General features: G+C 68.7%; 11 protein-coding genes and 1 pseudogene. 6 read left to right on the top strand and 6 right to left on the bottom strand.

Annotated elements, in window-relative coordinates; all coding sequences use genetic code 11:
- The first annotated feature begins 287 nt into the window (after positions 1 to 287).
- Positions 288 to 806: a hypothetical protein gene (locus ABZ642_RS15250; RefSeq protein ID WP_360482885.1), complete on the top strand. Its 519-nt coding sequence runs from the start codon at positions 288 to 290 to the stop codon at positions 804 to 806.
- A gap of 77 nt (positions 807 to 883) precedes the next feature.
- On the opposite strand, the pseudogene ABZ642_RS15255 reads toward ABZ642_RS15250, so the two are convergent.
- Both ABZ642_RS15255 and ABZ642_RS15260 read right to left on the bottom strand, forming a co-directional pair.
- Positions 884 to 2,139 (bottom strand): annotated as a pseudogene (locus ABZ642_RS15255) (IS701 family transposase).
- A gap of 145 nt (positions 2,140 to 2,284) precedes the next feature.
- Positions 2,285 to 2,449 carry a hypothetical protein gene (locus ABZ642_RS15260; RefSeq protein ID WP_360482888.1) on the bottom strand — a complete coding sequence of 55 codons (165 nt, stop codon included), beginning with the start codon at positions 2,447 to 2,449 and terminating at the stop codon, positions 2,285 to 2,287.
- 375 nt (positions 2,450 to 2,824) lie between these two features.
- On the opposite strand from ABZ642_RS15260, the gene ABZ642_RS15265 reads away from it, so the two are divergent.
- Together ABZ642_RS15265 and ABZ642_RS15270 are read left to right on the top strand one after the other, a co-directional pair.
- Entirely contained in the window at positions 2,825 to 3,301 is a 477-nt protein-coding gene (locus tag ABZ642_RS15265; protein ID WP_360482891.1) for a hypothetical protein, read from the top strand.
- 144 nt (positions 3,302 to 3,445) lie between these two features.
- Positions 3,446 to 4,390: a hypothetical protein gene (locus tag ABZ642_RS15270; RefSeq protein WP_360482894.1), complete on the top strand. Its 945-nt coding sequence runs from the start codon at positions 3,446 to 3,448 to the stop codon at positions 4,388 to 4,390.
- A 365-nt stretch (positions 4,391 to 4,755) separates the two neighbouring features.
- On the opposite strand, the gene ABZ642_RS15275 is transcribed toward ABZ642_RS15270, so the two are convergent.
- Positions 4,756 to 5,316 (bottom strand): hypothetical protein, encoded by a 561-nt coding sequence (locus ABZ642_RS15275; protein WP_360482897.1) that lies wholly within the window; start codon positions 5,314 to 5,316, stop codon positions 4,756 to 4,758.
- Between the two features lie 498 nt (positions 5,317 to 5,814).
- On the opposite strand from ABZ642_RS15275, the gene ABZ642_RS15280 reads away from it, so the two are divergent.
- On the top strand, positions 5,815 to 6,582 hold the full coding sequence (locus tag ABZ642_RS15280; protein ID WP_360482900.1) for an SDR family NAD(P)-dependent oxidoreductase: 768 nt from the start codon (positions 5,815 to 5,817) through the stop codon (positions 6,580 to 6,582).
- A 202-nt stretch (positions 6,583 to 6,784) separates the two neighbouring features.
- Positions 6,785 to 7,708 (top strand): RNA polymerase sigma-70 factor, encoded by a 924-nt coding sequence (locus ABZ642_RS15285; RefSeq protein WP_360482902.1) that lies wholly within the window; start codon positions 6,785 to 6,787, stop codon positions 7,706 to 7,708.
- A 371-nt stretch (positions 7,709 to 8,079) separates the two neighbouring features.
- Here ABZ642_RS15285 and ABZ642_RS15290 read toward each other — a convergent pair whose 3' ends face one another.
- Complete coding sequence (locus ABZ642_RS15290; protein ID WP_360482905.1) at positions 8,080 to 9,012, bottom strand: aldo/keto reductase; 933 nt, start codon at positions 9,010 to 9,012, stop codon at positions 8,080 to 8,082.
- 48 nt (positions 9,013 to 9,060) lie between these two features.
- Complete coding sequence (locus ABZ642_RS15295; RefSeq protein ID WP_360482908.1) at positions 9,061 to 9,921, bottom strand: aldo/keto reductase; 861 nt, start codon at positions 9,919 to 9,921, stop codon at positions 9,061 to 9,063.
- 382 nt (positions 9,922 to 10,303) lie between these two features.
- Here ABZ642_RS15295 and ABZ642_RS15300 point away from each other — a divergent pair, with 382 nt between their 5' ends.
- Complete coding sequence (locus ABZ642_RS15300) at positions 10,304 to 11,332, top strand: hypothetical protein (protein ID WP_360482910.1); 1,029 nt, start codon at positions 10,304 to 10,306, stop codon at positions 11,330 to 11,332.
- Positions 11,333 to 11,450: 118 nt separating this feature from the next.
- Here the strand turns inward: ABZ642_RS15300 and ABZ642_RS15305 are convergent, their stop codons facing one another.
- The gene (locus ABZ642_RS15305; protein WP_360482913.1) at positions 11,451 to 12,167 is read right to left on the bottom strand and encodes a hypothetical protein; all 717 of its coding nucleotides are present in this window, start codon (positions 12,165 to 12,167) and stop codon (positions 11,451 to 11,453) included.
- Positions 12,168 to 12,194: the final 27 nt, after the last annotated feature.

Consider the following 12,194-nt stretch of genomic DNA (forward strand, 5'->3'; position numbering starts at 1 on the left):
ATGGTGTGTGGTTGCTACATGGATTCGCGCCGACTGTTCAGGGGTGTCGTGAACGGCGGGTGAGCAACGGGCAGCCGAATCGGCAATTGCCAGCAGAATATCTACGACTGTGAAGTCGCCGCACGACCGAGGTGAGCGGCCGCCAGCCGGTAGGTCCTGCGCCTAGTACTCCAGCCGTAGATCGTGATCTTCATGGCCGGTGTGCGCTCCAGTCGGCCTGGGGAGCGGCCCAAGCTGCCTGGGGCTCCGCCTGCCTTGATGTCGTGCCCCGCTTCTATGCTCCTGCGATGACGTCTTACGAAGGAACGCATCGGACCGTTCTCGTCCGGGTGGGTAGCCGCCATGCCCAAATCGACGAACAGCTCGCACCCACGATCCAGGCGATCTGGGAGTGCGGCCTCGACACGTTCACCTGCTGCCAGGACCTGGCAGAGAGCAACGCGGACTGGCCGGAGAAGCTGCCGCACATGGCGGAGTGGGTGGAGTCCCGCCGTGGCTGGATGCTCATCGACTTCCCGGTCGAAAGCGGCCTCGCCTTCCTCTCGGCCGCGGCGAACGCCGGCCCGCGAGACGCCTTCTACGTGCGGATGACTCACTGGGCCGCCCCGGACGCCTGGGATGTGAAGATCAAGCCGATGGACGCGGCGATGTTCCAGGAGGACCAACCATCGCACTTCGGCCTGCGCCTCCTCCAGGTGAGCTTCCCCGCCTACGACCTGCCGGAACTGACCCGACGCCTCCGCGAACACGCCGCAGGCCGTTCGGTGCCGCCCGCCCCCGCCGATTGGAGCACCGTCGGCCGCTAGCTTCTGGGCCGGGCCCGGTCTGCATGGCAAGTCGGCTGAGCACCTACATGGCCAGACGGGCCAACTACAGCGTTCAGTCACAGCTGGGTGACCGCTTGCCGTTGGTAGTGAGACCTGCGTGCGCGGGCCTGGTGGCGGCGGCGCCAGTACGACCAGCGGAGTCGGTGCGCGAGGTCGTGGGCCTGGCTGGTCATGGTGGTGAACAGACGCTGGAGCTCGTTGCAGGTCAAGGGGATCAGGTCGTCGAGGACGGGTGGCCGGGGCGTTCGGCGGCCGCGGTGACGGCGAGGAAGGCGTGGGCGAGCATCGCGAGGGAGACCCAGCGGTGCCAGGAGGTCCAGCGGCGGACTTGGTGCTCGTCCAGCCCTGCCAGGCCCTTGCCAGCCTGGAACGTCTCCTCGACCGTCCAGCGCCGTCCGGCCACCCGGATCAGGTCGGTCAGCGGGACGGGACGCGGTGAAAGGCAGCGGAAGAAGGCGAGTTCACCGCTTCGCTGGTTGCGGCGGATCAGCAGCCACCAGTGCCCGGGCTGGTCGGCGGGGCCATGGATGTCGGCCTGGGCCCAGTCGTAGTACCGCTCGCCCTTGGCGCCCGCTCCTGCCGAGCGCCGCTGCCAGGCCCGCTTGGGGATCTTCGCCACGATGGTCTTGGCTGGGAACGTCCCTGCGGCGGTGGAGACTTGGTGGGTGCTGGAGACTGCCAGGACGTAGCCGGTCCGGCGGTGTTCGAGTGCGGCCCGCAGGTGCGGGTTGTCGCCGTAGACCTCGTCGACCGCGACCCAGCCGGCGGGCGTTCCCGCGTCCAGCGCCCGGCCGATCATCCGGGCCGCCAGGACCGGCTTGGTTGCGAAGGCGAGGTTGTCGGGGATGCCGGCGGCCCGGCAGCGGCCGGGGTCGTCGGTCCACGAGCGCGGCACGTACAGGGCGCGGTCGATCGCGGCGTGCCCGCGGGCGGCAGAGTAGACGAGGTAGACGGCGACCTGGGAGTTCTCGATCCGCCCGGCAGTACCGGTGTATTGACGCTGGACGCCGACCGTGGCGGCGCCCTTCTTCAGGTCGCCGGTCTCGTCGACCACCAGCACGGCCTCGTCGTCGGCCAAGTGCTCGACCACGTAGGCGCGCACGTCGTCGCGGACCGCGTCTGCGTCCCACTTCGCGCGATGCAGCAGGTGCTGCATGCCGTCCGGGGTGGCATCGCCCGCGTGCTCGGCCAGGGTCCAGCAGTTCTTCCTCGGCAGGTCCGACAGCAGGCCAAGGACCAGCGCCCTTGCCCGGCGGCGCGGTTCGACCCGTGTGAACCGGCCTGCGATACGGCCCGTCAGCTGGTCGAACATCGACCGCCATCGGGCAGGTACTACGCTGTGACCTGCGGCCACCGCGTGATCTTCGTTTGTCGACACAACTCACGATGATCAACGGTGGCCCCAGCCGTCTCTGCACCGGCCCCGAGCAGCAAGATCACGATCTACGGCTGGAGTACTAGGTCGCGGGCAACTCGACGAGTTGCCGTCGTACCGCCAGCAGCTCGGCCGGGCTCAATCCCCGAATACTGCCCTCGGCCACAGACAGCTCACGGTCCACGATCTGCTCGTACTCCGCCCGCGGGAGCGAGCGGATCAGCGCGATCACTTCTTCCCTGGTCATCGGGCCATTGCCGCTGGCAGCGTTCCGGCCTGCTTCTACAGCGTCCCAAGCCCCTGAAAGAGCCCATCCGACGACGAGTACCTGCCCGATAGCGGCCCGCACGAACGCTTCCGCCGCCGGCCTGGCGGCACGCCGGAAATCCGTGCTCATGTGCAACCCACCCTCTCGGAAACCGAGCTCCGGATCACATGTAGCGCATCAGGGCACACGGCAATATGGGGGCGTTCGACAATCTTTGGTTCCGAGTCACTCGGCTTGCCGGAGAGGTTCGGCAGGTGGAGGACGGTCCACGAACGGCACCGACAGCACGGGGCTCCGTTGGGAGTCTGTCAGGCCCGCAGAGTGCCGTCGGCGGCTGGGACTAGGGTCCCTGGTGTGAGTGACTACTACGACTTGTTCCTGACGGTGGACCTGCCGCCGGACCTGCCCGAGCCGGTACTTCTGGAACTGAGGTGGCTCCTGGGGCAGGCGGACATGCCGGCAGAGCTGAAGTCGACCGACTGGGAGTCATGGGGCGGTCCTTGGCAGGCCTTCGCCGGTGGTTCGGCCAGTCACTCGTTCGACGGGGCCGATGTCTCCCTGCTGGTCCGTGCCGTGGACAGGCCGAATCCGGACGGCGGCGAACCGTGGGCCCTGACCGTCCGGACCTGCGTCCACGAGGACGACTTCGGACTGACGATGGACGTCGTCGGGTGGCTTCTTAGACACGCGACGACCCAAGGGTGGGTCGGGTTGGTCCGCGACTCCGGCCTGGGCCAGATCCAACATCTCGTACGCCACGAGGACGGCTTCGATCTTGTCGATGTCCGCCCTGTCGGCCGGCAGAAACGCATTCCCTGGTCATCGCGATAGGCGGCGTGTCCAGGCGGCCACGCGGAACGAGCATGCAGGGGTCCAGTGTGGTTGCCCGGGTCGGCAGCTTCCTCCTCGGCTGGCCGCCGGGAGCCGGTGGTCGACCCCGTGCCGAAGATCCGCTGGAACGCTAACCTCCGAGGCGTGGATCAATCCCCTCCTCCCCGGCAGATAATCACGCGGCTCGTTGACGGACGCATCTGCGCGTATGACCTGGCCACCGATGCCAGGGGCGTGCTGTCGCCGGTCATGGACTATCGGCCGTCCCCCGATGACGTGGTCGTCGACCACGCCGTTACCGCCGGCCTTCAGCGCTCCTACTACGCGACCCTCAACGCAGTCGTCTGCATGACGGCAGACGGGGCCGAGGCCTGGCGGTCGCACTTCGAGCCACAGTCGGATCAGCGGCACGGACACCGACCCGGTTGTGTCCTGTCGTTGAACGAACTTGTGGTGTGGGTCTACCGGCCTGACGCCATGGCCGGCCGTAACCGCCCCGACCAGTGGGTCGCCCTGGACGCCGAGACCGGAGCGGTCATCGCACAGGCGGATCTGCAGACCGTCGGGCACGGCGGGCAACAACTGCTGCACCCGGCGGGCGATCAGGTCCTCCTCGATGTAGGCGAAGGGCAGGACGGCTCGGTCATCTACCGGGCGTCACTGACCGGGGCCCGGATGGATCTCATCGGCTATCCGTGGGACGACCGGTGCCTCATCGGCCTGTCGCCCGACGGCCACCAGTTCATGACCGTTCACCATGGGCAGGCCGACATCGCCGTCCACACCTACCCCGGCGGCGAGGTGAGGTTCGCGCTCTCCGTTGACGCCTTCGGACACGACCCCGACGAGGTCTACATGGAATGGAGTGGCGGCTACCTCAGCCCGGACACGATCATCGTCACCCTCACCGGCGAAACCGAGGACGAGCAGGAATGGTTCCGCCATTACCGCGTAGATGCGCGCTCTGGCCAAGTCCGAACGGAGTTCGACGCGCGCACGGACAACCCCTACGACATTCAGCCTCTCGGAGACGGATCCTGGCTCACCACGGACGCATCCGGTCACCCGATCCGCTGGACCGATTCATAGAGGCCCCCGCAGCCGAGTAGTAGCTCCCAACACACCCCGTGGGGCGACCTGTTCATGGGTGCTGATCGCGCGGATCCGATGCGGGCCGCTCCCGGAATGTCGCGGAATACCCTCATCGCCATGCCGCCCATCCGTTGACCGCGAACTTCCCGCCCACGCGTCGCACCTCGGCCGCGCCCGGCCCGGGAAAGCACGCGCGAAACAGCAGGGCGCCCCGGTCGGCGACCTCCCCCAGTCCGCTGCTTTCTCGACCCGGCAAGTGACGTTCTGCTGCGACTCCAGGGGTACGGCGTTGTCGACGTCGGCGCGGATCAGAAGGGAAGCGAGGATGGCGCGGTGCGCCGAGCCTCTCGCGGAGTGCCAGGTCAGCAGTGTCTGCTGGTGAGCCAGAAGCAGGTGCCGGCTCCCAGACCGAACACGAGGTGGGCGCTCAGGTCTTCAGCCAATGTCCTCGGGCTGTATTTCCAGATCGGCTTGTAGAGCCCCGCCTGCGGGAGGACCACATATGCGCTGGCCCACACAGTCGCGCCGAAAGGAATGCCGAGCAACGGGTTCGGGCGCCGGGCCGATCCGGCAGCAATCCCGTACAGCGCTCCCCAGGCGGACCCGTAGGACCAGTGCATCGCGGTGCTGATGAGCCATGCCCACCGGTCAGGGATGTCGTGCTGTGTGAACCCCTCCAGTACCCGCTTCGCCACCTTGCCGGGATCCGGCGCCTTTTCCCAGCCTTCGACCGGCGCGAACTCCCAGTCCTTGGGACTTTCGGTGCCTCCTGCGTGTCGATATCGCAGATAGCGCACGGCATCCATGCAAACCGTCCCCGCGACGCCGGCGACGACGCCGTCGACGACGGCGGCCAGCGGCGTGAGGGGCCGTCGTCGATGTCCTGTCCTCGTGATGCCCATCACTTCAACCACCTCGGGCACTGCGGGTGCCTAGGGCCGCGCTGGCGGCCCCTGGGGTTCCAGGACCTACAGAGTCCCACTGGTCACCTTCGCCCGCATCGCAGGAATGCATCACCACGTCCACGGGGGACCGGTGGCGGACACGGTCGCGTGCAGCCCACCGCCCTCCTACCCCGGGGAGCCCGAGAAGCACGGCATGAACGTGCAGGTCATCGCTGATCCGCATGACGGATTGCTGTGGGCCTCGCCGACCCTGCCGGGCGCCCTCCACGACATCAAGGCGGCCAGGGTGCCCTGCCGCAGCAAGATTCACCAGGGCCGTCAGTTCGGCCGAGGGCCCCGCTCTCCTCGGTGCGTGTGACCACTCGCGGTCGGAGTCGGGTCTCGCGTGACCTCCGCCGGACCATTCCTGGGTGAAGAGCTCCTGGTGCCCCCATGTCAGAGATGGCCTGGCTGTCTCGTCTCAGGCTGTGAAGACAGGTTCCGAGAAGAGTCCGCCTCGACAACAAGGAGCAGATGATGAGTGAGGAGAGCACGCACCAGGAGGTCGCGCTGATCACCGGTGCGAACAAGGGGATCGGCCGTGGCGTCGCTGAGCAACTCGCCGCGCTGGGCATGGCGGTCGTGATCGGGGCCAGAGACCCGATGCGCGGCGAGGAGGCCGCCGCGGCGGTGCGCGCGGTCGGCGGCGACGCGCACGCGGTCACCTTGGACGTCACTGACCAGGCCACCGTCCAAGGGGCCGCGAAGCAGGTTGAGGAGCGCTTCGGGCATCTCGACGTACTGGTCAACAACGCCGGAATCACCGGCTCCGGACGGGTGTCGCCCGAAGACGCCCACGATCAGGTCCCCAGCTCCGTCGACCTGGACATGGTGCGGGCGGTGTTCGAGACCAACGTCTTCGGGGTGATCCAAGTGACCAATGCCATGCTGCCGCTGTTGCGGCGGTCACCGGCGCCACGCGTCGTCAACGTCAGCAGTCACGCCGCCTCGCTGACTCTCACCAGCGATCCGGACGGCCCCTTCACGGGACTGCTGCCGTCCGCCGCGTATTCGCCGTCCAAGACCGCGCTGACAGCCCTGACCGTGCAATACGCCAATGAGCTACGGAGGGACGGCATCCTGGTCAACGCGGTCGCCCCCGGCTTCGTCGACACGGACAGCAACAACCACACCGGGTTCCTCACGGTCGCGCAGGGCGCCATGTCCGTGGTGCGCCTGGCCATGCTCGGCACGGACGGACCGACCGGAGGGTTCTTCAGTGCTGAGGGTCCGGTGCCCTGGTGATGGTGGTCCCGGACAGCTGCGCTGTACCGGTCCGGCCACCCCACCGCACGATCGGAAGTGGGGCGGCCCCTTGTTCGGTCCTGTTCCAGCGAAAGGACGCAGTTGCAGGGGTGTGGGCTCCACCGTCGAACGTGCGAGTGGAGCCGGCACAAGTCCGTGCACCAGGGCCGATCAAGGTGCGTACGAACAAGGAGAGTCCGGCGTGACGAAGACAGAAGAGTTCCAGGAGCTGCGGCCGCTGCTGTTCTCGATCGCCTACCGGATCCTGGGCAGTGTGAGCGAGGCGGAGGACGCGGTCCAGGAGACATGGCTGCGCTACCAGGCCGCCTCCACCCGGCCCGGGTCGACCAGGGCGTTCCTGTCGACCGTGGTCACCCGCATCTCGATCGACGTGCTGCGCTCGGCCCGCGTCCGGCGGGAGGAGTATGTCGGACCGTGGCTCCCTGAGCCGCTGCTGACCGATCCGTACGAGGATCCGGTGCGGTCGGCGGAGCTGGCGGACTCGGTGTCGATGGCGGCACTGCTCCTGCTGGAGCGGCTCACCCCGCTGGAGCGCGCGGTCTTCGTGCTGAGGGAGGTGTTCGCCTTCGGCTTCCCGGAGATCGCATCGGCCGTGGGACGTTCGGAAGCGGCGTGCCACCAGCTCGCGGTGCGGGCCCGCCGGCACATGGACGCGGGCCGGATCCGGTTCGAGGCGGACCGGGAGGAACGCGAGAAACTCGCCGAACGCTTCTTCGACGCCTTCCGCGAAGGAGACGTCGACGGGCTGACCGAGCTGCTGGCCGCCGACGTTCGCATGATCGGCGACAGCGGCGGCAAGGCCCCGCAGTTCAAGCCCGTCATCCTTGGCGCCGAGAACGTGCTCCGGGCGCTGGCGTCGTTTGTCCCGCTGGTGATCAGGGGCGGTGGCGTTGTCGAGCCGAGGCAGGTGAACGGCCAGCCGGGCTCGATCTTCCGCGACCGAGATGGCCAGGTCCTCAGCACCTGGGCGCTTGACGTACTCGATGGGCAGATCCAGACGATCCGCACGGTGAACAACCCCGACAAGCTCGGGCACGTCGGCCCCGTGGCGGACGCCTGGAAGGCCCTGCGCGAGGCGAACCAGGCACACCCGCCAGCGGATTGACCGACGAGCAACCGCGATCCAGGGCTGGGAGGCCTGGACTGCTGCGCGAGCTCAGGCGACTGACGCAGCGCCTGAGCCGGCGACACGGATCTGCTTCGCGCGCAGGTGGTGGCATGGATCTGCTTCGCGCGCAGGTGGTGGCATGGATCTCCTTTCGCGCGCAGTTGGTGACACGAACCGCGCCGACGCAGCCGTCGCTGAACTTCGTACCGCAGACGCCGTCCAGCCGTGCGGGGGTGCCTGCGCCGTCTCACCGAGAACCGCGCGGTCGAGTGTGTGACCGTACACCCGTGCGTGCGCGGCCATCGGCGAGATGGTTTGCGCACCTGTGGCCCAGGACGCCGCTCCGCGCTGCCAAGTTGGGCCGACGGTCAGGGCACGATGTAGTTGGCGGCGCGGAACAGTTCGTACCATTCCGCACGGGTCAGTGGTACGTCCGATCCGAGGGCGGCGTCCGCGACGCGCTGCGGTGTGGTCGTGCCGATGACCACCTGCATCCGGGCGGGGTGGCGGGTGATCCAGGCCGTCGCGATGGCAAGGGGCGGCATACCGTACTTCGCCGCCAGGCGATCGATGACGGCGTTGAGCTCGGTGTGGCGCTCCGAGCCGAGGAACGGTCCGTCGAAGAAGCCGGCCTGGAACGGTGACCAGGCCTGCACGGTGATGTCGTGCAGTCGGCAGTAGTCCAGGAGCCCGTCGTCACGGCTGACCGACTGGTCCAGGCCCTGCATGTTGGCCGCGACGCCTTGCGCGACGAGCGGGGCGTGCGTGATCGACAGCTGGAGCTGGTTCGCCACCAGCGGCTGACTGACGTGACGCTTCAGCAGGTCGATCTGCCGGGGGGTGTGGTTCGAGACGCCGAAGGCCCGTACCTTGCCCGTCGTGGCGAGTTCGTCGAAGGCGCGCGCGACTTCTTCGGGTTCGACCAGGGCGTCGGGTCGGTGCAGCAGCAGGATGTCGAGGTAGTCGGTGCCGAGAGCCTTGAGCGAACCGTCCACCGACTCCATGATGTGTTCGTAGGAGAAGTCGAAGTAGGGGCCTTCGCGGACGATGCCCGCCTTTGACTGGATGATCAACTTTTCGCGCTGCGACGAGCTCAGCCGCATCGCCTCGGCGAAACGGCGCTCGCAGCCGTGCAGCTCGCTGCCGTACACGTCGGCGTGATCGAGGAACGTGATGCCGGCGTCCATGGCGGTGGCGAGGAGCTCGCGTACCTCCGCGTCGCTCTTGTCCTGGATGCGCATCAGGCCGAGCACGATGTTCGGGACGACCATGTCCGTGCCGGGCAGTTTGAACGTCTTCACGATCGGGTCCTTGTCCGTAAGTGGTATTCGGTGCCGGTACCGGGGGCCTCAGGTGGCCGACAGGCGGGAAATCTGCTCGCTGGTGAGCTCTACGTCGGTGGCGGCCGCTGAGTCACGGATGCTTTCGGGGCGAGAGGACCCGGGAATCGGGACCACCACGGGCGCGAGGGCAAGCTCCCAGGCCAGGGTCACGCGGTAGACGCTGACGCCTGCCTCGTCCGCGACCTCGCGGAAAGCGGCGTGGTGCGCCGAGAGTTCGGGCGCGTTCGCTATGCCGCCCAGGGGGCTCCAGGGCAGGAACGCGATTCCCAGTTCGGCGCAGTGTTCCAGCTCGCGCAGACTGGAGCGGAAGCTGGGCGAGAACTGGTTCTGGACCGAGTCGAGGCGACCGCCCAGGATCTCGTTCGCCTCGTCGATCTGCTCCACGGTCGCGTTCGAGATGCCCGCCATGAGGATCACGCCCTCGTCGAGCAGGTCACGGATTGCACCGATCGAATCGGCGTACGGGACGTGCGGATCGGGGCGGTGGAACTGGTAGAGGCCGATCGCCTCGACGCCCAGGCGCTTGGCCGACTCCTTGGCGGCCCGCTTCAGATGGGCCGGATCGCCGTTCACGGTCCAGCTGCCGTCGCCGGGCCGCAGGTGACCCCCCTTCGTCGCGACGAGCACGTCGTCCGCTCCCCGGCCGTACGTGCGCAGAGCCCGGGCGATGAGCTCCTCGTTGTGTCCGACCTCGTCGGCGTCGCGGTGATACGCGTCCGCTGTGTCGATGAGCGTGACACCGGCGTCCAGCGCGGCGTGGATCGTCGCGATCGATCTGTGGGCGTCGGGGCGGCCCTCGATGGACATCGGCATGCCGCCGAGCCCGATCGCCGAAACCGTCCGTCCGCCGATCGTGCGTTGCTTCATCGGACGTCTCCTCCGAATCTGGAAGACAGGTGGTCGAGGTCTTCTCGTACGGAAGGCCTGCCTGGCCGAGCCTAGGAATCGATGATTCAGAGGTCCAACAGTTGTTGGTCATGGCATTGAGAAATGAAATCGATGAATGCATCTGCGTCGGCGACCCGGTCGGTGACGAAGGTGGGGGGCGTACACCCTGCCTGAGGTGAAGATCCATTTGCCGGTCCCTACCGGCAGGCCCGCGATCGGTGTGGCCTGACCGGTGCGGGGGCCGACGGTGATGAGTTGCGGAGAGCCGGACGTGGTGACGGCGTACACCTTGTCGTCCGTGCCGGACGCCGGGACGACGAGCGCAACACCGCTACGACAGAGCACCGGTACGGTTCGTCACGTGGACGCTGACGTGGAGCTGGGCGCGGGCGGGTGGGAGTCGCGGCACCGGGCCGCGTACGGGTGCGGTGCCTGGGAGCGGGCCTGTCATCAGGGGGGCCTGATGGTCGCCTGGCACCAGGAGCAGGATCTCCACTTCGGCGCACCGGCGTCCCGGCGGTTCGCCTCCGATCCCGGCGCACGCGTGAAGTGGCCGTGGGGGAGTGGCCCGCACACCCTTGGTCTGCTGCTGTGGCGGACCGCCTACGACGCCGGGATCCTCGTCGACGAAGTACCCCTGGCGGACGTCGTGCGCTACTGCGACCCCGCTGCCGCTCCTCTGGCGGCAGGCCCGATGCCCGACGCGGCCCGTCACGGTGGGATCGGGGTGGGCAGCGTCGAAGCGGTGGCCGGGGTCAGACACGTACTGCTCGCCCACCTCACACCCGATCTCCCGCGTTCTGCCCCGGCCGGAGTGCGGCCGACGGTGACGGTCGGCTACCGCGTCCGGGAACTCCTGGCGACACCCGACTGGGATCGCGGCGACTGGCCGGCGGTGATCGCGCAGGCCCGGCAGGCGATGCAGCGGGCCGACGTTCTCCGGGAGCGGGGGACCTGGCAGCCCGGCGCCCGGGAACGGTCCCTGTGTGGACGCATGTCCCTGGACCGGGAACCGGCCGGCGGGATCGGCGCGCCGGGTGGCCGGGCCCCGAGCTGGCTGGCACGGGCAACGCACCTGGTCGGCCTCGCGGACGTCCTGTCCAGAGCCGCCGACGTCCTGTCCAGGGAGGCCGACGCGAAGCCGGCCGACGACGGAGGGACGCCGGATCCGCTCGCGCAGGTCCTGGACGCCACGGCTCGCGCCTGCACCGGACTGCGGACCAGCGCTGAGGAAGTACGGCTCCTGTGGGAGGCCGAGCCGCAGGAGCCGCGGGACCCGGCCGACTGGGAGCTGTCCCACGTACCGGACGCCCTGCGGGTCCAGACTGAGGAGACGCGGGACCTGGTACGGACGCTCTCCGTCTTCCTGTGGGTGCTGGCGTGCGCCTGACCGGCTGGCGCGCGTCACGACGGGCTGCCGATGCGCGGCCGCACCGCGACGCGTCGGCCGGGTGCGGCCGCGCGGGATGCCGGGTGTGCCTTTCGTGCCCGTTCCCGGGGCTCCGGGCTCAGATGAAGTCGCCCCGTCGCTCTACGGGGTTGACGGCGTCGCGCCGTTGCTGCGCCGCGCGAGCCGTCCGCATGGCTGCCTCCTCCCGCAGGTGTGCCTCGCTCTGCAGGGTCATCATCGAGCCCAGCGGGTGGCGGCCGGTCTTCGGGTTGTCCACGCAGGACCGGTAGAGGGCGGCGGCGCGCTCGGTGTCCTGGTAGAGAGTGCGGTAGAGCTCCGCGGCACGGTACTGGGCATAGGGGTGGTCACGCTCGGCCGCCGCCAGGAAGTACTCCAGCGCGTGCTCCGCGGGCGTCCGCGTCAGGGGCAGCAGCCGCTCCAGGTACAGCTCGCCCAGGGCCAGCATCGCTTCGGGTTCGCCCAGTCGGGCCGCGGCCCGGTAATGGCGGGCCGCTTCGTCGAGCGACTGGGCCATACCCGCCTCGGGGCAGCCCTGGTGGTACAGCGAGGCAAGGTAGTAGGCCGCTCGCGGCGAACCGGTGCTCTGCCGCAGCAGCGGCACCGCGATCGCGTAGTGACCCTGCAGGTAGGCGATGTGCCCCAGGAGTTCCACGGCGGCGACATGGCCGGCGGAGGCGGCCGTCTCCAGGAAAAAGGGGGCCGCGGCGCGGTGTTGCCCGCTGTTCCAGCAGTGCAGACCGATCTGGTAGTAGTCCTCGGCACTGGTCGGCTCGCGGCCGTCCACGGTGAAGTCGGTTCCCTGCCAGTGCGCCATGTCGCCGCCCCCTCGCCCCGGCCCGCC

It is taken from the genome of Streptomyces sp. NPDC007157, assembly GCF_040634235.1.
Lineage (GTDB): Bacteria > Actinomycetota > Actinomycetes > Streptomycetales > Streptomycetaceae > Streptomyces.

What these genes read in the sequence shown, in the direction of transcription:
- ABZ642_RS15250 (WP_360482885.1), top strand. Translation starts at nt 288, where the DNA reads ATGACGTCTTACGAAGGAACGCATCGGACCGTTCTCGTCCGGGTGGGT.
- ABZ642_RS15260 (WP_360482888.1), bottom strand. Translation starts at nt 2,449, where the DNA reads ATGACCAGGGAAGAAGTGATCGCGCTGATCCGCTCGCTCCCGCGGGCG.
- ABZ642_RS15280 (WP_360482900.1), top strand. Translation starts at nt 5,815, where the DNA reads ATGAGTGAGGAGAGCACGCACCAGGAGGTCGCGCTGATCACCGGTGCG.
- ABZ642_RS15295 (WP_360482908.1), bottom strand. Translation starts at nt 9,921, where the DNA reads ATGAAGCAACGCACGATCGGCGGACGGACGGTTTCGGCGATCGGGCTC.
- ABZ642_RS15305 (WP_360482913.1), bottom strand. Translation starts at nt 12,167, where the DNA reads ATGGCGCACTGGCAGGGAACCGACTTCACCGTGGACGGCCGCGAGCCG.